Below are 20,683 nucleotides of genomic sequence, written 5' to 3'. Positions count from 1 at the left end.
TGATCTGGTCGCATCCCATTCCGTGGTGTAGGTCCACAGCCCGGAGAAGGCTGAGTTGCACGGTACTCAGCGAGCCACTGCGCACACCAAGGCCGCACTGCGATCGGCAATTCAAGTCGGGTGAATGCCCAGGTTCTGGAGCTGAACGTCTACTCGATCGCCTCCGGAAATGAATCCCAAGTAGGGGTACCGACCCAGGCGCTCGTCCCAGATCGTCACTACCGTTGCTGGGGTGATCTCGTCTGTGGAAATGTTGTCGCGAAGTGCGCCCGCGTCCACCAGAGGCAGGTCCTCGCCTTGGAGCTGACGCTCGACTGCGTCCGGGTCATCGCTCAGGAAGAGCACACGCGGGTTGAGGTGGATGGTTGTCATGCACTGGGCCTTGATGTCAGCACTTTATGGGGGCGTGGGGGCAGGCGCGTAGTGCTGATGCGCATCGGGGGCTATCGCGGCTTGGCATACCAAAAAGTCCGGCGGCCATCTACCATTTGCGGATGGAATACAAGACAACCGATCTATGCGACGCCTGCAACGAAGCGCAAGCGTGTGAGCTGCCCTTCATGGGATTCGGCAGGAAACGCGCATTCGCCGGCACCATCCGCACGGCGCGCTACTCGCAGGGCCTTAATGTCCTGCGCGACCTGATCAACCAGCGGGGAGATGATCAGGTGCTCGTCATCGATGGCGCGGAGGCGGGATGGCGCGCTCTGTTCGGAGATATCATGGCCGGCTTGGCGGAACGCAACGGCTGGGCCGGCGTGGTCGTCAACGGGGCGATCCGGGATCGGGTTGAGATCGACCAAATGGACATCGGCGTCAAGGCGCTCGGAACGGTTCCGCGCCGCGCGATCATCGGCGGCAGGGGAGAAACGGATGTCCCGATCCACTTCGGCGGGATCACCTTCACTCCCGGTGCGCGTCTTGTCGCGGACGAAGACGGAGTCATTGTTCTACCTCTTGGCCTGACCGAGTCGAGTATTCGGGTGGCGGATGCCATCGCGGCTACCGCCAAGTACGTCGCAGGCTAAGGGCTCTTGGCTATCAGGGTGCCGACACGTCCCTGAAGTTCCTCAAATGGTGCCGACTCGCCTGCGACTTCGCCAGCCAGTTGCCTTCACATCAGACCGGATCATCCAGCATCAAGAGCACACGGCCCAGCAGGTTCAGAATAGTCATCGCGGCGTTCTCTAGCTCGACTTTGTCGCGCGAGCACCGCCTGATGCAGCTGTGACGGGAGCAGAGATGTCCAACGACGCCAAGATTGATCGAGTGCGAACGGTTCCCATGAACGTTGGGACGTGGATCCGAAAATTGGATCTCATGACGTTGCGCTTGTTTGCTTCGATTACCGAAGAGCGAAATATCGGACGGGCTGCTGTCCGCGAATCGATCGCTCCTTCGGCCGTCACGAAGCGAATTCAGCAGTTGGAGGATACGCTCGGCTTCAGGCTGATGTACCGCGACCCGAAGGGAACCCGCCTGACAGCGGCAGGCGCAATAGTCGATTCACACGTGAAGCGCATCCTGGCCGCCATCGATGACCTCCACCATGAACTTGGCGATTTCGTCGTGGGTGTTCAGGGGCACGTGCGACTCTGGGCCAACGCGTCCGCGCTCGTGGAATACCTTGCCGAGGATCTGGGCACGTTTAGTCGCAACTTTCCGTCAGTGACGCTGGACATCGACGAGGGCAATTCAGCTGAGGTCGAACACGCGGTGACGTCCGGTATTGCGGACCTTGGAATTTGTGCGCCGCCACTCGACCCCTCCACCAAGCTCTCCATTCAGCGCTATCGCACGGACCGCCTCGTGGCGGTGGTTAGCGTGCTGCATCCTCTCGCCAATGCGGAGAAACTGACGTTCTTGGAACTGCTCGGAACGGATCTCATCGGCGGCGCGGCGAAGAGCGGCGCCACGCGGCTCCTGGAAAGCGCGGCGGCACAGCTGAATATGAAATACCAGCCCAAATATCGAGTCGCTTCCGGCGAAGCCGCACGCAGTCTCGTCCGCGCCGGCCTCGGCGTATCGATACAACCGTCGGGGATGGTCTGGCCCTATGAAGACGCGGAGCGGGTCCGCTCGGTTCCTATCGTGGACAAGTGGGCGGAGCGAGATCTGTGCACCCTCACACTGGCTGCGCGCCCCCACTCCGTCGCGTTGACGGCGCTAACCACGTTTCTCACCGACACCGGAAATTCGCGGTAGTGCGCTGCCGCGCGCACCCTCTCAACCGCCGAACTGCCAATGCGCGAGCTGGTGGCCTCCAACTTTGGAGCGGAAGCTTGCCAGGCGGTCACCACCGAGAGATCCAAGGTAAATGGTGCGCAGGTCGGCCCCTCCGAAGGCGACACTGCAAACATTTCGAAGTCCGCGGCTCATCCCCATCTCGAATACAGATTTTTCGACACCGAACTTTTCGTAGTCGACTTCGGCACGTGCATTGAGTTCAGGGTCCGAGTCGTCCAGCAGGACCTGCTTTTCCCCGTCAGGCGAGATGCGGATCACGCGGTTGGAGATGACACACGCGACCCAGGCGCCGCCAAGGCAGTCGAAAGCAAGCCCGTCCGGGAAGTCTCCGTCGTCGAATTCATAGACGCATTCCTTGGCACCCAGGGTCACGCGGCCCGATACCTCGTGGATCCTGAACCGCACGAGTCGGCGCCCAACCGACTCGTTCACGTAGAGCCACTCGCCGCTCGGGTGCACGCGGCACTCGTTCGCGAACGCTAACTCATCGGCAACAACACGTGCCCCCTGCTCGTCAGCGACAGCAACGTAGCCGTCGGCAATGCGTCGGTCGAACGCCAGCTCCCTGGGCGTTTGACGGGTGCAGACGGTTATCCAGAGCCGGCCCTTGTGATCCAACATGACGAAATTGGTGTTCCTCATGCTTTGTCGCTCCACTTCCATCAGGAACGGCGAGGCCCTGCATGACGCGTCCAACTTCCAGACGCCTCCTTCTCTGCCCAAGTTGGCGATCAGAAAATCGCCGCTTTTCAGGAGTGCAAAGCCGTTCGGCACAAAGTCCTTCGGCGGGCCGACCAGAGGGCGACGCGGGCAACCCAACTCGAGCACACCGGCTTCATGATCGGACACGAACACCCGGCCATTGCCCGTCACCAGGACACTTTCCGGTCGTGACAGGTGCTCGCCGTGAAAGTCCAGCTTGATAGGGTGTCTGAAAGGGTCTTCCATGTAACGGCGCAAAGTCTAGCGTCGTTCGTGTCATGTGCGCTTCTCCTTTCGCGAATGGCCAGTTGATGAATGACCAACGTGACGGCAGTAGGCGAAATTAGGATTAACGGTAAGTGCCCTTCCATCTGCAACAGAGGTACTGCAGGAGACAACCTTGAATCATTCGAAGACCCAGCCCGGCCGCCGTGCCGTAACGAAGACCATGTCGATGGCACTGTGCTCCGCCATGCTCACGCTGATTGCAGCGGACACATGGGCGCAGACCGCCACATACCCCGACAAGCCGATCAAGTGGGTGGTCCCGGTCCCGGCGGGCGGCGGGATGGATGCCGTGACGCGGATCGTGTCCGCGGGGATGGCCACTGCGCTGAACCAGCCGATCGTTGTGGACAACCGCGCGGGCGCCGCAGGTACCATCGGGACCGGTTACGTCGTCCAGGCCGCCCCGGATGGCTATACCCTCGGCACGGTTGATAACTCGCTCTTCGCGACCGCGCATCTGGTTTTCAGCAAGCTGGCATTTGCCGGACCCAAAGACCTGAAACTCGTCGCCACGCTCGTGCGCATTCCGCTCGTACTGGCGGTGCCTGGCGACAGCCCAAGCAAGAATTTCCAGGATTTCATCCAGTCCTCCAAGGCCAACCCAGGAAAGATCAGCTACGGCTCACCCGGCCTCGGATCGCCTTTGCACGTGGGAATGGAACTGCTGCAGACCCGGACCGGCACGAAAATGCTGCACGTGCCCTATCGGGGAATGGGCAACATTCTGACGGACCTGTCCACTGGAACAATCGGGGCCGCGTTGGTCGACTTCGGCTCCGCGAGATCCTTCGCCGAGTCCGGACGAATCAAGATCCTCGCAGTCGCCACGGAGAAGCGACTGTCACAACTGCCTGCCGTACCCACCCTCGATGAACTCGAGGTCAAGAATGTCCCCATCTCCCTTTGGTTTGCTATTGCCGTTCCGACAGGCACACCCGAGGCCGCGGTGACGCGACTGGCGCATGCCGCGCAGTTATCTCTTGAGTCGCCGGAAGCCAGGTCAAAATTCGAAACCATCGGCGCTCAGGTATTCCTCAAGACCGGCTCCGAGCTGGCTGCGTTCAGTCGCGATCAGGTGGCCTTCTGGGAAAGCATCGTCAAGCCAATGGCGATCAAGCTGGATTGAGCACTTTGCAGTAACTCAAGCACCTTTAGCCGGCGAGCGCACCGGCTAAAGCGTTGCTCTTCATCACCTCTCCAGCGGAAGGCCTGCCTTCTCCGCGCCGATGGCTTGCTCATCGAAACGCGACTTGAGTTCGGCAAAAGACATCAACTCGCCGCCGATCGCACTTGCCGCGACGGTAGGCGGACTGGCGAGCCAGATCTGACCCGGACCAGAGCGACCGGGGAAGTTGCGGTTCTGCGCGCTCACCGTGACCTGGTCGGGCCTCAGCGACGCTCCCGGTCCGGAGTTGGCACAGGCTCCGCAGTCGGGCAGAAGGACCGTTGCGCCGACCCGCTGAAAGGTCTCCGAATAGCCTTTGGCCTCGCAGTAGTCGCGGACTGCCATCGTGCCGAACTGAAGGTAGAACTCCACGCCCTCTGCCACCCTCATGCCGCGGTCGGCTGCCCAAGACAAGACGGCATGATAGCCATCGAAGTCTTCCCGCTTCCCGCCCGTACATGACCCCGCAAAGGCAATATCGATTTTCGGCCGTTCGGGCAGACTGGACAGTGGGACTCCGTTTCCGGGATCGCCCGGCGCGGCAACCATGGGGGACAGTAGCGCCGTCTCGACAACGATGGTGTCCGAATAGCTCGCCCCAGGGTCACTCTTCATCCAGGGCTCGATGGCAAAGTCGATGCCGCGTCTTTCACGCAGGAACTCGCACGTCTTGTCGTCGGGCTCGACAAGCCCCGCGAACCCGCCGAGTTCTGCCACCATGTTTGTCAACGTCGTTCGCTCGTCAATCGACAAATGGCGCATGCTCGTCCCGGAGAACTCGAACACCTTTCCGAGCCCAAGTCCTCCTCGAATCTTCGGATGCGCGAGCAGGTTCAATGCGAGGTCCTTGCCGGTGATGCCTGCCGGCACCTCGCCATTGAACTCAATGCGCAGCGTCTCGGGCACCGTGATGCGCACTGCGCCTGTCAGCATGGCGCTGGCCATGTCGGTGGTGCCCACTCCGAAGGCTAAACAGCCAAGCGCTCCCGAATGAGGCGTGTGGGAATCAGTTCCCACCAATACTTGACCAGGAAGCGCATATCGCTCAGCCATGAGGGGATGGCAGATGCCCTCGGCCCCGCCGGGGCCCGGCAGGTAGCCGTGTGAACGTATACCATACTCCTTCAGGAAATCTTCGTGGACTTCGTGCATGACTCTCATGCCCACCGGAGGTTTACCAGGATGAACGTATTTGGGATGCCGGCTGATATACGAAGCGTGCTCGGCGAATCCGATGATGGAGGGGACGTCAACGAGCTTCAACGGCCGACCAAAGGCGGCATGCATCATGTGGGCCGCCATTCCGGTATAGACCTCAATGATGTAACGCCAGTCCGCGCGGACGAACGCGCCATGTCCTGGAATCAACTCGCCACTGGTGTGATTGGTTTCAACCACGTTCCGCGCCAGTATCTTTTGCGTGAGCGTCAAAGGTCGGTGATCGTCCTTTAACACGTGGCTGCGTCGCACCGATTTCAAGTGCTCGCGCCCATAGAGGAGCAGCCCGCCCATGCGCAAGATGGAGGCCGCCAACTTGTCCCGCGGCGCAAGCAGTTCTTCGACCTCGATTCGCTCGCCACGCTGAATGCGCTCAATCAGACCAAAATCCGTTGAGGTATAGAGGCCGACGTTGTCAGCGTTCTGGCGGTAGATGCGCTCGAAGCTTTCGGCGATAACCAAGCGAATCCCCGCATATCGCTCGGCCACTGGACTATGCTCACGCGAGGAGCCTTTGCCATACCGTCGACCAGCAACGGTGACTGAAAATTTTCCCGCGAGCGCGGCATCCTTGATGATGGGTCGGGCGTCTCCGGCGCTAAAACCTGTGTAGACGTGTCGCCCCAACTGCTCATCGACGTGGATCAAAGATGGTCCCGGGGTTATCTCGTCCGTCGAGATGTCATTGCGCAGTTGCCCCGCATCGCTGAGGTTCAAATTCGTGCCGTACAACTGGGCTCGCACCTTTTCTGCGTCATCGCAAAGAAAGAGAATACGGCCGGGAAGTTCGAGGTGGGTCATTGGGATCTCTCCATATCCTGCGAGTCTAGGTTTCGTCGCGAGGATGAAGAGCTTCCAATTGCGCAGCATGCCGTTCTCAAAATGCGAAGTGGCCGCGTCTGGTACGCCGCAGGTCGCAGGTCAGCCCTGCTCAGGGCTGCTTCTGGAAAGTCAACATTCGCGGGCCGCAAGGATCTCAGACAGCGCTTCTGCTTTGGAAAGGGGAAGCATGTGGTGAGCGCCCGGAATGAAGATGGGACCAATCCGCACGCAAGCGACTCGCTTCAAATCGTGCATGAGTGCAGGCGTGGCGGACGCGTCTAAACCGCCTCCGATGCAGATGGACGGCAATTCCTCGTTCAGCGCCGGTATCGCTGGGAAAGATGCCATTGCGCGCCAGCACGCCGCCCAGTCCGCCGGCCGCATCGCCAACAGCTTCTCACGGGCATACCGCACACATTCATGGTCGCTCTTAGTATCGGCTTCAGAAAACCAGCGCTTGAGAGTTTCAGCTTCAATGGTCCGCATCCCGGCGGCCAATGCGGGTGCGCCGCGATCCGCCAATGATGGGATGGCAGAAGGCCCGCCTGCCACGAGCGTAACGCTTGTCCAACGAGTCGGATCCGTGGATGCCGCTATTCTTGCAACTACCGAGCCCATTGAGGCACCTAGGAGTCGTGCCTTCCTGATGCCCATCGCATCCAGCATTTCAACGACATCCTGGGCCATTCCAGCGAAGGAAATCGAGTGTTCGTCACAAGAGAAGGCGCCGTGCCCCCTTAGATCGGGAGCCACAATCCAAGAAGGCTTTCGGCGTGACATCGCGGCTGCCAGCCAGCGAAACGAGGAACCATCGATGCGCAAGATGGAGCCCGACCTCATGGCTGCACAGTTGTGGAGCACCTTGCACGGATTTATTTTGTTGGAACTCGGCGGTCACTTTTCACCGACTTCGAATCCGCCAGTCGAAATACTGGTGCCCATGTGCATCAATCTGATTGTCGGGCTAGGCGCCGATCGTGATCGCGCACACACATCCGCTGCAACTGCCATGGAGGATTGGGCGGGCCGCCAAAGCGAGATGGACTCCATTGCCCAACAAGATGAAGCAGTTCGGACAACTCCCTCATGACCGCATCCCAACCAAACGATCTGGTTTCGTACTCTTCGCCTAATGGCGTGCTCAAGCTTTTTATTCTTGCGATGAAGCGCTTCAACGGCGGGGATGGCTCAACTTTCCGGCGCAGCAGATAGATCGAGAGCAATGCGGTCGCCCAGCTAACGGTCGCGTCGCAATGTCCGGCCGGTTCGGTGCCTGAACCTGTGAGGCGATGCCGAAAGCGATTCCGTAGCCCGCGCCCACCAGGGTCAGCATCTCGCCCAGACTGGCCACGTGGTCGACCACCTTTAGCGTCACCAGCGAACCTTCAAGGACTGCCTGAATTTGATCGTGGCAGCCCGAGGCCGCATCGGGATAAAACATCACCAGCGGGAACTTCAGCGCCTCGGCAAGGTGGACCTGGGTATGCGCAAACAGCGGGTGGCGCGTTGGCACGATCACCGACAAAGGGTCGGTCCATACCGGCTCACCGAGCAAAACGTAGGCACTGCTTAAGAGCGGCCAACACCACCGGTCTACGAAGCGGTGAGCAGATAACGGCCGCTTGCACTGGAGTTTCTGCCTCCTGGGCGTCCTGCATCGTTCTGGCGATCGGCTTGGCGCTGGCATCTCGGCGACCGGCCGTCCGTTCAAAGCGCGGAGATCAACTCGCGCTGCGCTTGCGCGCTGGTGCGCGCGCTCTCGCGGACGGACCCGCAGGCGGGTTCAGCGAAGCGAGGATCGCATCGCGGCACACCGTCAGGATCTCGTCGGCCAGCGGCGAATCGTCCGGGCAGGCGCGCGACAAGACGATCGCACCCACCGCGTGGGCCAAGGTATCAAGCACCCTGGCGCGCACTTGCCCCGCGTCTGCACCGTCCAATGCACTGCCCTCGCGGCTCAGTTCTGCCAGCAGGCTCTCGATGCCGGCCACGAACGTCGACCGGACCATTTCGGGCTGGCGCGCGGCATCCCCGCCCAGCGCAGCCATCGTGCAACCGCTTGCGCGGGCGTCGCGATGCTCGCGCGAGACGTAGGCGCGCACGAAATCCGGGGTGTCCACTCCCGCGCTCAGCGCCGCTGTCTGCGCAATGCCCCACGCTGCGGATTCCGCCATCAGGTCGGCCTTGGAGCCGAAGTGCTTGTAGAAGCCGCCGTGGGTGAAGCCCGCAGCGGCCATCAGGTCGGCAACGCCCACGCCATCGTAGCCACGCTCCCGGAAGAGCGCCGACGCTGTTTCGACGATGTGCGCCCGGTTCGCCTGTGCTTGTGCCTTGGTGACCTTCATATCGAGCTGACTGATTTTTCGCTGTGCTAGGAGGTCCCACTATACATTGATGTCGTTCATCATCAAACCATTGACAAGTTAGATTATGACCGTCATCATTGATAGGTCTCACTTGAAAGGACCCTGATCATGAGCAACACGCACCTGACCGCACCCACCCAGTTCGTGGAGGTCGATGGCGACAAGTTCGCCTACCGCCGGTGGGGCGAGACCTCCAGTTCGCAGCCCCCGCTGTTCTTCGTGCAGCACTTCCGCGGTGGCATGGACCACTGGGACCCGCTACTGACCGATGGCCTCGCCGAAGGCCGTGAGGTCATTCTCTTCAACGGCCGTGGCATCGCTTCGTCGAGCGGCACCCCACGCAACCGCATGGAGGACATGGCCGACGACATTGCGCGCGTGATCCAGGCGCTGGGTCTGCCGCAGGTGGACCTGTTGGGCTTCTCGCTGGGTGGCTACCAGGTGCAGGAAGTGGCGCTGCGCCATCCGCAGCTCGTGCGCAAGCTGCTGCTGCTGGGAACCGGGCTACGCGGCGGCGATCCGAACATGGAGCCCAAGGTGCTCGAAGTCGCGCCCCGACCGGTGCCCACGGCGGAGGACTTCCTCTACCTGTTCTTCGGGCGCTCCGAAGCCGCCAAGCAGGCTGGGCTGGCCTTCTGGGAGCGCCGCCATCAGCGTGTCGATCAGGACCCGCCCAGCTCTGCGGCGGTGGCCCAGGCACAGACCGAAGCCCATGCCGCCTACCTGCCGCCGCTGGCCGGCGAGAACCCCTACGCCTACCTGAATGCCATCCAGCAGCCCACGCTGGTGCTCAACGGGGTCAAGGACGTGATGATCCCCACGATCAACTCCTGGCACCTGGCGCAGAACATCCCCAACGCCCAGTTGCTGATCTACCCGGACGCCGGCCACGGCGCGCAGTTCCAGTACCCCGAGCGCTTCCTCAAGCACGCCATCCAGTTCCTGGCGGAGTGACGACGCGCACGAGTACCTGCGCCACCAGCCATTGACTTCACTCGGCGGCCACATGCCGCGCATCGGCCGCACGTCCATCCATTCAAGAGAACGAATACCAACATGAGCAAGAAAGCGCTCTTCGAGCCGTACAAGCTGGGACCTCTGACCCTCGCCAATCACATCGTCATGGCGCCGCTGACCCGCAACCGCGCCGGCGCCGGCCTGGTGCCCAGCGAACTGGCCGCGACCTACTACGCCCAGCGCGCTTCGGCCGGCCTGATCATCACCGAGGCCACCCAGGTGTCGGCCCAGGCCCAGGGCTACCAGGACACCCCCGGCCTGTACACGCCCGAGCAGATCGCCGGCTGGCGCCAGGTCACTGATGCAGTGCACGCCAAGGGCGGGCGCATCTTCGTGCAGCTCTGGCACGTGGGCCGCGTGTCGCACGTCGATGTCCAGCCGGGCGGCGCCGCGCCGGTCGCGCCTTCGGCCATCCGCGCGGCGACCAAGACCTTCGTCAATAACGGCTTTGCCGACGTTTCCGATCCGCGTGCCCTCGAACTGAGCGAGCTGCCGGGCATCGTGAACGACTTCCGCCAGGCGGCGGCCAACGCCATCGCCGCCGGCTTCGACGGCGTGGAGATCCACGGCGCCAATGGCTACCTGCTGGAGCAGTTCATCAAGGACGGGGCCAACCAGCGCACCGACGCCTACGGCGGCTCCGTCGAGAACCGCGCCCGCCTGCTGCTGGAGGTCGTCGCGGCAGTGGCGAAGGAGATCGGCGCCGATCGCACCGGCGTTCGCATCTCGCCCGTGTCGCCGGCTAACGGCATCTCTAGCAGCGATCCGCAGCTGCAGTACGACCACATCGTCGAACACCTCAGCACGCTGGGCATCGTCTACCTGCACGTGGTCGAAGGTGCGACGGGCGGCCCGCGCGACGTGGCCCCGTTCGACTACGCCGCGCTGCGCAGCCGCTTCAAGCAGGCCTACCTCGCCAACAACGGCTACGACCTGGAATTCGCTGCCGTCCAGCTCGATGCAGGCAAGGCTGACCTGTTTGCCTTCGGTCGGCCATTCATCAGCAACCCTGACCTGATCGAACGCCTCAAGAGCGGCGCGCCGCTGGCACAGCTCAACCCGGCCACGCTCTACGGCGGCGGCGCGGCGGGCTATACCGACTACCCCATGCTGGCCGAGGCCAGGTAAGCAAACAGGCGCCGGGCCGAACGCTGCGCCGCTGCGGCCCGGGGCCCTCTGATCTATGGAGAACGCCCATATGACCACCCATTCCACCGCCCTGATCACCGGCGCTTCGACCGGCATCGGCGCAACCTACGCCGAGCGCCTCGCACAGCGAGGCCACGATCTTGTGCTGGTCGCGCGCGACAAGGCACGTCTGGACGCACATGCGCGGCGCCTGCGCGATGAACACCAGGTTGTTGTGGACGTGCTGCAGGCCGACCTGACGAATCAGGCCGACCTGGCTGCCATCGAAGCCCGCCTGCGTGACGACGCCCGCATCGACATCCTGATCAACAACGCCGGCATGGCCCAGTCGGGCGGCTTCGTGCAGCAGACGGCGGAGAGCATCGAACGCCTGATCACGCTCAACACCACTGCGCTGACGCGGCTCGCCGCTGCTGTCGCGCCGCGCTTAGCGCAAGCGGGCACCGGCTCGATCGTCAACCTCGGCTCCGTGGTCGGCTTCGCGCCCGAATTCGGCATGTCGATCTACGGCGCCACCAAGGCGTTCGTGCTGTTCTTGTCGCAGGGCTTGAACCTGGAGCTGGCTCCCAAGGGGGTCTACGTGCAAGCCGTGCTGCCAGCGGCCACCCGCACCGAGATCTGGGAGCGCGCCGGGATCGACGTCAACACGCTGACCGAGGTGATGGACGTCGGCGAACTGGTCGATGCGGCCCTGGTCGGCTTCGACCGGCGCGAACTGGTCACGATCCCGCCGCTGCACGTGGCCGAGCGCTGGGATGCATTGGACGGCGCGCGCCAGGGGCTGCTGGCGGACATCCGGCAGGCACGCGCTGCCGACCGCTATCGACAGCAATCCTGATCGCCCCCTCGGTTCATCATCACTCCATCGCTCTTTCCATCGGAGACACCATGCTTTACCTGTCCCGAGTTGGCCTGTGCCTGACCGCTCTCTCTGCCACGCTGCTGTCGGCCTGTGCCACGGCCGACAAGCCGCCTGTGGCCGCAATCTCACCTGCCAGCGTCGCCATGGCGCAGGGCGCGACATGGAACAGCGTGCCAACGCAGGTCGTCTCTGCGGGCGGCGTTGACTTCGCGTACCGCGAGCTGGGCCAGAAGAACGCCGGCACGCCGGTGATCCTGCTCACCCATCTGGCCGCCGTTCTGGACAACTGGGACCCCCCGGTGGTGGATGGCATCGCCGCGAAGCGCCACGTGGTCGCGTTCGACAACCGCGGCGTCGGTGCCTCCACCGGCTCGCCGGCCAACACCATCGAACAAATGGCGGACGACGCCATCACCTTCATCAAGGCCAAAGGCTTCAAGCAGGTGGATCTCTTCGGCTTCTCGATGGGCGGAATGATCGCCCAGGAGATCGCGCTGAAAGAGCCGCAGCTCGTGCGCAAGCTGATCCTGACGGGTACCGGCCCAGCGGGCGGGCCGGGCATCAGCACCGTGGCAGGCGTGGCGAACTACGACCTGCTGCGCGCGACTTTCACCGGCCAGGACCCGAAGCAGTACCTTTTCTTCACCCGCACGCCGAACGGCATCGAGGCGGGCAAGGCCTTCCTAAAACGCCTGCAGGAGCGCACCGAGAACCGCGACAAGGACATCGCCGTGGGTGCGTACGTGGCGCAGTTGCAGGCACTCAGCGCATGGGGGCAGAAGCGCCCCGCTGACCTGTCGGTGATCAAGCAGCCGGCCCTCGTGGCCAATGGCGACGACGACCGGATGGTGCCGACCAGCAATACCTACGACCTGGCCAAGCGTTTGCCGAACAGCGAGCTGATCGTCTACGCCGATGCAGGTCACGGAGGCATCTTCCAGTACCACGAGGACTTCGTGCCCAAGGCACTGGCCTTCCTGGCGAAGTGATGCGAGACCTGGCTAATAACGCCAGACCTGCGTCTCCACCCTCCCATTCAAGGACAAACCGATGTCTCATACACATCTGACCGTACCCACCCAGTTCATGGAACTCGGTGGTGCCCGATTCGCCTACCGCCGCTGGGGCAACACCTCCGTTTCGCAGCCGCCACTGCTATTGCTGCAGCACTTCCGCGGTGGCATGGACCACTGGGACCCGTTGATGACGGACGGGCTGGCCGAAGGCCGTGAAGTCATTCTCTACAACGGCCGCGGCATTGCCTCGTCCGGTGGCCAGCCGCGCACCCGCATCGAGGACATGGCCGACGACGCAGCTGCCTTCGTTCGCACGCTGGGCCTGGAAAAGATCGACGTGCTGGGGTTCTCGCTCGGCGGCTTCCAGGCGCTGGACCTGACCTGGCGCCACCCCGAGCTGGTGCGCAAGCTGATGCTGCTGGGTACGGGGCCGCGCGGGGGCGATCCCGAGATGGAGCCGCAGGTGCTGACCACGGCACCACGCCCGGTCCCGGTCTTCGAGGACTTCCTGTACCTGTTCTTCGGCCGGTCGGCGCAGGCCGAGCAGGCCGCGCGCGAGTTCTGGGAGCGGCGCCACCAGCGCGTGGACCAGGACCCGCCATCGTCACCGGAGGTCGCCAAGGCGCAGATCGAGGCCAACATGCTGTACCTGCCCAGGCTGTCGGAGGACGACCCCTTTTCCTACCTGCGCGGCATCCGGCAGCCGACCTTCATCCTCAACGGCGTGAACGACGTGATGATCCCGACCGTCAACTCGTTCTACATGGCGCGCAACCTGCCGAACGCCCAGTTGTACATCTACCCGGACAGCGGCCACGCCGCGCAGTTCCAGAACCCACAGCGCTTCCTGCACCACGCAGTCCGCTTTTTGAGCGAGTGACGACCGCGGCAGTCATTCCCCATCCACGATCCAGCTTCCAAAGGCTACTGCCATGCTCAAGTTCAAGTTCCTGCTGTGGGCGTTCACCCAGCTGCTGAAACGACAGATCAAGCACAACCCCGACTGCGCACGCTACGTCGAGGGCAAGAGCCTTGTGTTTCAGATCCGCACCGGCTCCGGCGTGGGCCGCTACTACGTCATCCGCGACGGCGCGATCCGGTCCTCGGCCGGCCTGGCGGCGAATCCCCAGTTCACCTTGAGCTTCAAGGATGCTGCGAAGGGCTTCGCGATCCTTTCGGCCAAAGACAGCCAGGCAGCGTTCCTCCGTGGATTGGGCAGCGAGGACCTGATCATCAGCGGCGACTTCCAGGAGGTGATGTGGTTCCAGGGCCTGACGGCATTCCTGCAACCGCTGAAGTCCATCGCTCCCTACGACCGCACTGCGTTCTAAGAACCCCTGCTGGTTTGCGCCCCGCCCAGGCGTCGCAAGAGGCTCTCACAAGCCGTCGCAGACCAGGTGGTCGAAATGCACCGACGTCGGGCCAGGCATCAGGTCGACGACCGCTTGCGGCCCCGATGCGGTCGCCTGAGGCGCTGGCCTCAAGACCGAGAGCGACCCAAAGCGAATCTAGCCCCGGCACCTTTGGCTGCCTTACAAGCAGACGGTGGCGCTCGCGTTGACATGATCGTTCGCTTGGAACTGATGCCGACCTGATGCCTGGCGCGCTTGCAGCATCGGCATCGCCTGGCCTCGCGACCACCCACGCAGTGTGCGGCGTGGTTTAGGGCCGACTATTTGGCATCGTGCCCGAAGGAACTCGTGATCTGGGATTTTGTGGTGCTCGTGCGAAGGTTGCGGCAGCCGCTGTCTGGCTTCAAGGCTTGGTCCATGTGCCCGGGGTCGCGCCAAACGTCAACCAGTCCCCATCAGGCATCGATTGATGCAGCCCCGGCTTCGACCAGTCGCAGACGCCGTTCGGGAAGATCGAGTCGAGGCGGACCAACTCGCTGGGAGTGAATGTCACCGCGTAGTCGCTCAGGGCGATGGGTTTGAGCTGGCAGGCCATGATGTCTCCCGCTCTCGACTCCCCGGCCACGATGCGCGGGTCGGAGAAGATCGGGTACAGCGTGTTGCATGCGGATGTCGGGGTCAACGAGAGCACTTCATCGATTCGCCTGCCGTCCGCATCCCAACATGCGTCCTTCGCATTCGCCGGCTTTGCGGCGACGACCTTCTGCTGGTAGGTCCGCGTGGTCGTGTCAGCGGCCAAGGTGTCGAGCCACGTGTTCAGCGTCGTCAACGATTCCCGAATCAGGTTGGGCGAGCTCGGCGAGTTGCCCGCGATCGTCCAGACCACCAGGTTGTCCCGCGATCCATTCGCCTTCACGAGCCGATCGGCAGTCGCGAAGGTCCGGTGGCGGGAGTGGATGTTCCTGGGGAGGTCGACGTAGTTGCGGTATGCGATCAAAGGCAATGTCAAGTTCCTGCCGGAGTTGAGGCGGCCGGCCTTGTAGGCAGCCGCCACGGCGACCGGATCGCCCACTGAGCGGCGTGCCACGATCTTCCCGTCGGCATCCAGCCCGCCGATCTCTTCGTTCAGGTCGAGGAATTCGGCCTTCGAGATCACGCCGTCGTTCAAAGCCTTCAGTCCGTACTGGACACCTACGTTGTCATATGCCGAGCGCGCGAAGCCGGTCAGCGGGTCCGTGCCGAAGCTGTTGGCGTTGCCGGACCAATAGTCGCCGCGCGCACCGGTTGGATTGGTGAGCGCGTTGTAGCGGAGCGCCACCGGTACGCTGCTGTCGAACGATGAGTTGGAAGCGTTCTGCCAGACGTTTGCGAAGTTCTGCCAGTTGAAAGAGAAGCACGTCGTCGTGCTCCCATTGACGGGATAGCCGTCGATGGCGGAAATCTTGTTCATCGCTAGCGTCGCCGTGCCACCGATCGAATTGACGTAGTTGGTGATCAGGCCGCAGTCGAGCACGTCCTTGGTGATCGAGACCTGGTCGGGGAAGCTCCGCACGGCGACGATTGCGTCCAGGAGCCCCGGGTAGTTCTGGGCGATAAGTTGGACCTGCATCGATCCGCCCGAGGACCCCGACCCGATCGTGAACTTCGGCAGCCCGAAGTTCTTGATGAAATGCTCCTTGATCATCGCGGTCGTTTCGGCGGACACCACATCGTCTTGGCCGACACCGAAGGTATTGCGGGTGCCGAACGCCACCGCAAAGCCGAGCGACAGTGGATCATCTGTCGTGATGATGCTGTCACCTTGGCGCAGGGCAGAAGTGATCGAGTTGCTCCCCGACCGATACCCTGGCGCTGCGCCGCCCAGGTAGTGATAGAAGAGCTTGCCGTTCCAGCCAGCGCCGGGCTTCTTGCCGCCTGCCGACCACGGGTTCGCTATGGGGTTCTTCGGATCGTCGAGGATCGCAATTCGGTAAATGGATTCGTTGATCGTCCCGGACTCGATGCGCACGATGAAGTCCACAGAGATGCCGTCGATGGTGGTCGTCTTTGCGAGGTCAGTCGGCAAGCTGCCTGTCAGGCCGGGCAGCACAAGGAAGCTACCGGCTGTGTTCTTGTAATACCAGTCGGTGCGCGAGGCGACTTGGCACGGCCCGGTTGCCGGGGCTGGGCCCAGGCCGGATGTCTCCGTCTCACAGATCCACGGACGCTGGTGCGGTCCGGAGAAGATGGGCCCCGTGATCGGTCCATTCTTGACAGTGACCGTGGCGAGGACAGCGCCGGCTGCGTCCACGGCGCGAAGCTCCGTGGAGCCTTCGGGCAAGCCGGTGACGACGCCACGCAGCGCCGTGGTGCCAGATGGGCTAAGTACGCTGGTCACGTCGGTCGACCCTCGCATGAGCTTCACTTGCGACGCCGCGACTCCGGATGGCAGAGGCACTTCGACAAGTGCGCTTCCGCCACTCACGAGTTCCGACCTCGAGGAGAGCACCTTGATGTCAAGGGGCGCCGCTGGATCAGTCGTGGTTTCGCCACCGCCTCCTCCGCAGGCTGTCATGGCCACGCACGCCGCAGCAAGGGCCAGCAGTGGCAGCTGGCGGTGGGTCCGGGTCATGATGTCTCCTGATGTGGAATGCAAGGCTGCGAGAGCAGGATCGGCACGCCGTGCTACTGGACTCGATCCCTGATCTGCGCGGCTGACGCCGCGGCCGTCAGGCCGGGTTGAAACAAAGTCGGCGCGCGATCGCTGGCGAGTTCGACGCGTCCAGCGATGAACTCGATGACGAGGCGATTGAACTCCTGCGGCTTCTCGAAATACGCGGAGTGCCCGGCCTGTTCGATAACAACAACAGCGCTGTCAGGCACAAGGCCCGAGCATTCGTGCATGACGCTTGCGGGCACGAGGGGATCTTCGCTGCCCACCAAGAACAAGGTCGGGCAAGCAAGCTCGCGCAAGGCGTCGACCGGCGTTAAAGCAGCTGGCGCGAGAAGTGATGCCAGCGCATCCTGCCACTGCTCGGCGGGAATCGCTTGTGCGCTCGGATTGAAGTGATTTATCTGGGCATAGAGCGCGGCGAGCGGCGGATGCTGTTCGACAAACCACTTACCGAGCGACCGCTGCTCGATGCTGACGCCGCGCGCCGAATGCAGCCGCTTCGAGACAAGCTCCAGCAGGGCCGGATGGTCGATGGCCATCGAACTGTCGCAGGCGACGAAGCCGGCGACGCGCTTCGGGTGTCGTAAGGCGACCCGAAGGCCGATCATTCCGCCCAGAGACTGGCCGATCACGACTGCGCGATGGACTTGTTCTGCGTCGAATAGGGCCAGGACGTCGTCGGCCATCAAGCCCAGGTCGAACTCACTAGTCGGTGCAACCGACCGCCCGAAGCACCGGATGTCCATCGTCAGGCAGCTGTAGCGGCTCGAGAAGACCGGCAGCTGCTGCCACCACGTGGCGGCGTTGGATCCGGCACCGTGCAGGAAAAGGATCGCTGGGCCGGTGCCGTGGCGCTCGTAGTAGATCCGCCGACCTGCGGACGTCAGGAAAGGCATGGTCGTCGTTCGGTGTCTGCCGACCTTGGGTAATTAGTTGGCCTTGAGTTTCAAGCTGCGCGTGAGCTGGCCCCAGCGTTCGGTATCGCCTTTTACGAGCTGGCTGTATTGGTCCGGCGTCGAGACCATGGGCGTCAGGCCCTGCGCCTCTATCTTTGCCACCACCTCGGGCTTGGCCAAGCTGGACCGGAGGGCGGCGCTGAGTTTGCTGACGATCTCCGGCGGCGTGCCTTTCGGTGCCGACAGGCCGACCCACGAAGTGACGGTGAGCTGCTTGTGGCCCAGCTCCTCGAACGTCGGCACCAGCGGAAGGTCCTTGCTGCGGTGTGCACTTGACACGGCTAGAACCTTCAGCTTGCCGGACTGGACGTGCTGCAAGGCACCGCTCTGCGGGATGACCGTTATGGGGACGATCCCCCCGAGCACGTCTTGCAAGGCAGGCGCACCGCCCTTGTAGGGGATGTGGGTCAGCGTCGTTCCGGTGGAGCGCTGCAGCAACTCCATGAGCAGGTGCCCGGTCGAGCCCTGCCCGGAGGTCGCGTAGCTGATCTTGCCGGGCTCGCGATTGGCTTGCGCGATCAGATCCGTGAACGAGGAAATCCCGGCTTGACTGTTGACCACGAGCCATTGCTCGCCGGCGCCTATGGCGGCGATGTGAGCAAAGTCGCTCACGATGTCGAAGGGGACGCGCTCGTAGATGCCTTGCGCGATCGTGTTGAGCATGCCGGTCATCGTCAGCGTGTAGCCGTCGGGCAGTGCGGTGGCCCCGGCCTGGGTGCCGATGATGTTGCCCGCACCCGGCTTGTTCTCAATCACAACCGGCTGCTTGAGCTGCAGCGCCAGATCCTGGGCCAGCGGGCGGATGGTGTTGTCGTAACCCCCGCCGGGAGGTGCGGGAACGATGATGCGCACCGGTCGCGTGGGCCAGTCATGCGACTGCGCGTGAACGGCGCTTGCTCCAACCAAGCTGGCAAAAGCAGCCGTTGCGATAAGACGCAAGAGGGTCTTCATGGCACGTTGTCTCCGGGTCGCGAAGGCTCGGTGGCACCTCGTGTAGGAAGAATCTTGCTGCGAAGAGCTATCGGCCGCCAATTAAAATTTGGCGTGATGTATTAGACTGTTCGATATCTTGGACCACTCAGCCACCCTCCTGCTCAACCACCTGATGGCGCGCGGGAAGTTCCGACATCTTCAAGTGCTGCTGAAGGTGGCGGAGCTGGGAAGCGTCCAGCGAGCTGCCGATGCGATAGGGCTGACCCAGTCGTCGGTCACTCAAACCCTTGCATACCTGGAACGCTTGATCGACACGCATCTTTTCGACAGGCATGCGCGGGGCGTGCGGCCGACGCCGGCCTGCGAGGGTCTCTTGCCCGTGGCGCGCAACGTGCTGCTCGCGCTGTCCGAGACCGCTGAAGTCATTGCGGCCCGACAGCGTCAGGGTCTGCGCCTGGTTCGACTCGTCGCGTCTGTTTCGGCGAGCCATGGCCTGCTCGTTGGTACCCTATCGGAGTTCGGGAAGGTCCACCCCGATATCGCCGTGCATCTGACGGAGGCAGAGGGAGACGATCAGCTGCTGGCGGTTGCGCGCGGCGAGGCTGATTTGGTTGCTTGTCGACGGCCGGCCGTGATTCCCGAGGGCTGGTTGTTTGTCCCTTTGCTCGAAGACCGGTTCGCGGTGCTGTGTAGTGCAGGTCATCGGCTTGAAGGTAGGCGGCGGGCTAGCGCTGAGGTGCTCGCAGAACAGACCTGGCTACTGTTCCCTTCAGGCACGCCAGCGCGAGAACGCTTCGACGAGCTGACGCGCTCGTTCCCCAATCCGCCACGCACGCACTCGGTGATCACGCGCTCGCCAACGATGGTTTCTTGGCTACTTCGGCACGAAGAGCTGCTGGCATTCATGCCAGTCAACTTCGCGCGGCCCATGCTCGAAGCCGGCGAGCTGCACGAAGTCGCGATTGGGCCAGCACGGCCGCTGGCACCGCTGGGGCTGCTTCGTCCGTCTGCACTGCTGTCCGAAGCCGCCGAGCAGCTGAGTGCCTACCTTCAGAGTCGTTCGAGCTCCCCAGCGCAGGCAATCCGCCCTAGTCGCCAGCGACATGCTGAACGGAACTGACACAGGGTCGCTCAAGCGAGATGCAGTTGCGTCTACTAGCGGCCCGTCAGGCGGTATGGCCACGCGGCAGGCCCCAGCGCGGAAGCAGCGCAAGCAGCGTTAGGGCAAGTCCAAGAATTCCGGCCAGCGTTCGCACGACATGCCACTGCCACCAGGCATCCCGAAGTTGCGCCCAGTGTGCGGGGGGACTCTGCGGACTCCAAGTCATCACCTCGGCGTTGATCGGCTGGTTGCCGAAGCGCGTGACCAAGGCAGCGGCCACCAGGCAAACAATCGCCCCGATCAAGAAGTATCGCGTTTGCGCATCCCCCTTCGCTTGGAATGCCAGCCAGGCAGCCAACACGATGCAGGCAGCCCCATGGCTGGCAGCAGGGTATTGAGCGAGCGGATGGCGTTCTGCTCCTGCTCCACGTATGCGGTAGCCGACAGGCTGACCGGGTTGTAACCCGCCCAGACACCGAATGTGGTCCCGATGACCAATGAGAGAAGTAGCAGGAGGATGAAGCGTGCTGCGCTTGTGCCCATGGCTTGCTCCTTTCGGCAGCCGAGCATACGCCCGCTAGTGCCTGGGCCCCAAGCGAGGCACCAGAGGCGCGCTCATCCAGCGGGGGGGCGTTCGGCGGCTCGCACGTCGTCGCGCTGTCGATCGGCGCCAAGGACTCAACCCCGAGGCGCTGCGCATCAACGACTTAGGTAAATCTGCCAGATCACTTGAAGAGGCGAGTGCGCGCTCAGTCTGCTCGCGCTTGCGTGTTTGACGAAGTCGTCGGCGACATTCTTCATAGAGTCCAGGTCAGCGGCGAGTCCATATCGAAGC

Annotated in this window: 22 protein-coding genes; 11 read left to right on the top strand and 11 right to left on the bottom strand. The window is 62.9% G+C overall.

Annotation, left to right across the window (positions count from 1 at the left end; all coding sequences use genetic code 11):
• Window positions 1-111: 111 nt before the first annotated feature.
• On the bottom strand, window positions 112-372 hold the full coding sequence (locus AC3A6B_RS19625; protein WP_487838333.1) for a hypothetical protein: 261 nt from the start codon (window positions 370-372) through the stop codon (window positions 112-114).
• A 122-nt stretch (window positions 373-494) separates the two neighbouring features.
• Between AC3A6B_RS19625 and rraA the strand changes: the two genes are divergently transcribed.
• On the top strand, window positions 495-1,028 hold the full coding sequence (rraA, locus tag AC3A6B_RS19620) for a ribonuclease E activity regulator RraA (RefSeq protein WP_487838332.1): 534 nt from the start codon (window positions 495-497) through the stop codon (window positions 1,026-1,028).
• Window positions 1,029-1,242: 214 nt separating this feature from the next.
• Window positions 1,243-2,205, top strand: coding sequence for a LysR family transcriptional regulator (locus tag AC3A6B_RS19615; protein WP_487838331.1), 963 nt, complete (start codon window positions 1,243-1,245; stop codon window positions 2,203-2,205).
• Between the two features lie 21 nt (window positions 2,206-2,226).
• Here AC3A6B_RS19615 and AC3A6B_RS19610 read toward each other — a convergent pair whose 3' ends face one another.
• Entirely contained in the window at window positions 2,227-3,195 is a 969-nt protein-coding gene (locus AC3A6B_RS19610) for an SMP-30/gluconolactonase/LRE family protein (RefSeq protein ID WP_487838330.1), read from the bottom strand.
• A gap of 154 nt (window positions 3,196-3,349) precedes the next feature.
• Between AC3A6B_RS19610 and AC3A6B_RS19605 the strand changes: the two genes are divergently transcribed.
• A complete protein-coding gene (locus AC3A6B_RS19605) occupies window positions 3,350-4,363 on the top strand; it encodes a Bug family tripartite tricarboxylate transporter substrate binding protein (RefSeq protein ID WP_487838329.1) in 1,014 nt (337 codons plus the stop codon).
• Window positions 4,364-4,426: 63 nt separating this feature from the next.
• Here the strand turns inward: AC3A6B_RS19605 and AC3A6B_RS19600 are convergent, their stop codons facing one another.
• Window positions 4,427-6,421 (bottom strand): aconitase family protein, encoded by a 1,995-nt coding sequence (locus AC3A6B_RS19600; RefSeq protein ID WP_487838328.1) that lies wholly within the window; start codon window positions 6,419-6,421, stop codon window positions 4,427-4,429.
• A gap of 150 nt (window positions 6,422-6,571) precedes the next feature.
• Window positions 6,572-7,282: an alpha/beta fold hydrolase gene (locus tag AC3A6B_RS19595; protein WP_487838327.1), complete on the bottom strand. Its 711-nt coding sequence runs from the start codon at window positions 7,280-7,282 to the stop codon at window positions 6,572-6,574.
• Here AC3A6B_RS19595 and AC3A6B_RS19590 point away from each other — a divergent pair.
• On the top strand, window positions 7,257-7,532 hold the full coding sequence (locus AC3A6B_RS19590; RefSeq protein ID WP_487838362.1) for a TetR-like C-terminal domain-containing protein: 276 nt from the start codon (window positions 7,257-7,259) through the stop codon (window positions 7,530-7,532). The genes AC3A6B_RS19595 and AC3A6B_RS19590 overlap by 26 nt on opposite strands.
• An 81-nt stretch (window positions 7,533-7,613) precedes the next feature.
• Here AC3A6B_RS19590 and AC3A6B_RS19585 read toward each other — a convergent pair whose 3' ends face one another.
• Window positions 7,614-7,961, bottom strand: a complete 348-nt coding sequence (locus tag AC3A6B_RS19585) for a LysR substrate-binding domain-containing protein (RefSeq protein WP_487838359.1) — start codon at window positions 7,959-7,961, stop codon at window positions 7,614-7,616.
• A gap of 202 nt (window positions 7,962-8,163) precedes the next feature.
• Window positions 8,164-8,787 (bottom strand): TetR/AcrR family transcriptional regulator, encoded by a 624-nt coding sequence (locus AC3A6B_RS19580; RefSeq protein ID WP_487838326.1) that lies wholly within the window; start codon window positions 8,785-8,787, stop codon window positions 8,164-8,166.
• Between the two features lie 129 nt (window positions 8,788-8,916).
• Between AC3A6B_RS19580 and AC3A6B_RS19575 the strand changes: the two genes are divergently transcribed.
• The 6 genes from AC3A6B_RS19575 to AC3A6B_RS19550 all read left to right on the top strand — a co-directional run bounded on the left by AC3A6B_RS19575 (window position 8,917) and on the right by AC3A6B_RS19550 (window position 14,183).
• Complete coding sequence (locus AC3A6B_RS19575) at window positions 8,917-9,762, top strand: alpha/beta fold hydrolase (protein ID WP_487838325.1); 846 nt, start codon at window positions 8,917-8,919, stop codon at window positions 9,760-9,762.
• A gap of 102 nt (window positions 9,763-9,864) precedes the next feature.
• Window positions 9,865-10,953 carry an alkene reductase gene (locus AC3A6B_RS19570; RefSeq protein ID WP_487838324.1) on the top strand — a complete coding sequence of 363 codons (1,089 nt, stop codon included), beginning with the start codon at window positions 9,865-9,867 and terminating at the stop codon, window positions 10,951-10,953.
• 70 nt (window positions 10,954-11,023) lie between these two features.
• Window positions 11,024-11,812 carry an SDR family NAD(P)-dependent oxidoreductase gene (locus AC3A6B_RS19565; RefSeq protein WP_487838323.1) on the top strand — a complete coding sequence of 263 codons (789 nt, stop codon included), beginning with the start codon at window positions 11,024-11,026 and terminating at the stop codon, window positions 11,810-11,812.
• Window positions 11,813-11,979: 167 nt separating this feature from the next.
• Window positions 11,980-12,825: an alpha/beta fold hydrolase gene (locus AC3A6B_RS19560; protein WP_487838358.1), complete on the top strand. Its 846-nt coding sequence runs from the start codon at window positions 11,980-11,982 to the stop codon at window positions 12,823-12,825.
• A 61-nt stretch (window positions 12,826-12,886) separates the two neighbouring features.
• Entirely contained in the window at window positions 12,887-13,732 is an 846-nt protein-coding gene (locus AC3A6B_RS19555) for an alpha/beta fold hydrolase (RefSeq protein ID WP_487838322.1), read from the top strand.
• Between the two features lie 52 nt (window positions 13,733-13,784).
• Window positions 13,785-14,183, top strand: a complete 399-nt coding sequence (locus AC3A6B_RS19550) for a helicase (protein WP_487838321.1) — start codon at window positions 13,785-13,787, stop codon at window positions 14,181-14,183.
• Between the two features lie 424 nt (window positions 14,184-14,607).
• On the opposite strand, the gene AC3A6B_RS19545 is transcribed toward AC3A6B_RS19550, so the two are convergent.
• Genes AC3A6B_RS19545 through AC3A6B_RS19535 form a run of 3 tightly spaced genes read right to left on the bottom strand, consistent with a single transcriptional unit; the run spans window position 14,608 to window position 18,764 of the window.
• Window positions 14,608-16,815, bottom strand: coding sequence for a DUF6351 family protein (locus tag AC3A6B_RS19545; RefSeq protein ID WP_487838320.1), 2,208 nt, complete (start codon window positions 16,813-16,815; stop codon window positions 14,608-14,610).
• Window positions 16,816-16,868: 53 nt separating this feature from the next.
• The gene (locus AC3A6B_RS19540; RefSeq protein WP_487838319.1) at window positions 16,869-17,753 is read right to left on the bottom strand and encodes an alpha/beta fold hydrolase; all 885 of its coding nucleotides are present in this window, start codon (window positions 17,751-17,753) and stop codon (window positions 16,869-16,871) included.
• A gap of 33 nt (window positions 17,754-17,786) precedes the next feature.
• Entirely contained in the window at window positions 17,787-18,764 is a 978-nt protein-coding gene (locus AC3A6B_RS19535) for a Bug family tripartite tricarboxylate transporter substrate binding protein (protein ID WP_487838318.1), read from the bottom strand.
• 118 nt (window positions 18,765-18,882) lie between these two features.
• Between AC3A6B_RS19535 and AC3A6B_RS19530 the strand changes: the two genes are divergently transcribed.
• Entirely contained in the window at window positions 18,883-19,866 is a 984-nt protein-coding gene (locus AC3A6B_RS19530; RefSeq protein ID WP_487838317.1) for a LysR family transcriptional regulator, read from the top strand.
• Window positions 19,867-19,912: 46 nt separating this feature from the next.
• Here the strand turns inward: AC3A6B_RS19530 and AC3A6B_RS19525 are convergent, their stop codons facing one another.
• Together AC3A6B_RS19525 and AC3A6B_RS19520 are read right to left on the bottom strand one after the other, a co-directional pair.
• Window positions 19,913-20,209, bottom strand: a complete 297-nt coding sequence (locus AC3A6B_RS19525; protein ID WP_487838316.1) for an anthrone oxygenase family protein — start codon at window positions 20,207-20,209, stop codon at window positions 19,913-19,915.
• On the bottom strand, window positions 20,149-20,391 hold the full coding sequence (locus tag AC3A6B_RS19520; RefSeq protein WP_487838361.1) for a hypothetical protein: 243 nt from the start codon (window positions 20,389-20,391) through the stop codon (window positions 20,149-20,151). Before AC3A6B_RS19520 ends, AC3A6B_RS19525 begins: the two co-directional genes overlap by 61 nt.
• Window positions 20,392-20,683 lie beyond the last annotated feature (292 nt).

This window comes from Variovorax sp. Soil_C_33, assembly GCF_057656935.1.
Note: the sequence above shows the minus strand (reverse complement) of the source record. Positions and strands in the feature narration are given on the sequence as shown.

What these genes read in the sequence shown, in the direction of transcription:
- AC3A6B_RS19625 (WP_487838333.1), bottom strand. Translation starts at nt 372, where the DNA reads ATGACAACCATCCACCTCAACCCGCGTGTGCTCTTCCTGAGCGATGAC.
- rraA (WP_487838332.1), top strand. Translation starts at nt 495, where the DNA reads ATGGAATACAAGACAACCGATCTATGCGACGCCTGCAACGAAGCGCAA.
- AC3A6B_RS19615 (WP_487838331.1), top strand. Translation starts at nt 1,243, where the DNA reads ATGTCCAACGACGCCAAGATTGATCGAGTGCGAACGGTTCCCATGAAC.
- AC3A6B_RS19610 (WP_487838330.1), bottom strand. Translation starts at nt 3,195, where the DNA reads ATGGAAGACCCTTTCAGACACCCTATCAAGCTGGACTTTCACGGCGAG.
- AC3A6B_RS19600 (WP_487838328.1), bottom strand. Translation starts at nt 6,421, where the DNA reads ATGACCCACCTCGAACTTCCCGGCCGTATTCTCTTTCTTTGCGATGAC.
- AC3A6B_RS19590 (WP_487838362.1), top strand. Translation starts at nt 7,257, where the DNA reads ATGCGCAAGATGGAGCCCGACCTCATGGCTGCACAGTTGTGGAGCACC.
- AC3A6B_RS19595 (WP_487838327.1), bottom strand. Translation starts at nt 7,282, where the DNA reads ATGAGGTCGGGCTCCATCTTGCGCATCGATGGTTCCTCGTTTCGCTGG.
- AC3A6B_RS19580 (WP_487838326.1), bottom strand. Translation starts at nt 8,787, where the DNA reads ATGAAGGTCACCAAGGCACAAGCACAGGCGAACCGGGCGCACATCGTC.
- AC3A6B_RS19575 (WP_487838325.1), top strand. Translation starts at nt 8,917, where the DNA reads ATGAGCAACACGCACCTGACCGCACCCACCCAGTTCGTGGAGGTCGAT.
- AC3A6B_RS19570 (WP_487838324.1), top strand. Translation starts at nt 9,865, where the DNA reads ATGAGCAAGAAAGCGCTCTTCGAGCCGTACAAGCTGGGACCTCTGACC.
- AC3A6B_RS19565 (WP_487838323.1), top strand. Translation starts at nt 11,024, where the DNA reads ATGACCACCCATTCCACCGCCCTGATCACCGGCGCTTCGACCGGCATC.
- AC3A6B_RS19560 (WP_487838358.1), top strand. Translation starts at nt 11,980, where the DNA reads ATGGCGCAGGGCGCGACATGGAACAGCGTGCCAACGCAGGTCGTCTCT.
- AC3A6B_RS19555 (WP_487838322.1), top strand. Translation starts at nt 12,887, where the DNA reads ATGTCTCATACACATCTGACCGTACCCACCCAGTTCATGGAACTCGGT.
- AC3A6B_RS19550 (WP_487838321.1), top strand. Translation starts at nt 13,785, where the DNA reads ATGCTCAAGTTCAAGTTCCTGCTGTGGGCGTTCACCCAGCTGCTGAAA.
- AC3A6B_RS19545 (WP_487838320.1), bottom strand. Translation starts at nt 16,815, where the DNA reads ATGACCCGGACCCACCGCCAGCTGCCACTGCTGGCCCTTGCTGCGGCG.
- AC3A6B_RS19540 (WP_487838319.1), bottom strand. Translation starts at nt 17,753, where the DNA reads ATGCCTTTCCTGACGTCCGCAGGTCGGCGGATCTACTACGAGCGCCAC.
- AC3A6B_RS19535 (WP_487838318.1), bottom strand. Translation starts at nt 18,764, where the DNA reads ATGAAGACCCTCTTGCGTCTTATCGCAACGGCTGCTTTTGCCAGCTTG.
- AC3A6B_RS19520 (WP_487838361.1), bottom strand. Translation starts at nt 20,391, where the DNA reads ATGGGCACAAGCGCAGCACGCTTCATCCTCCTGCTACTTCTCTCATTG.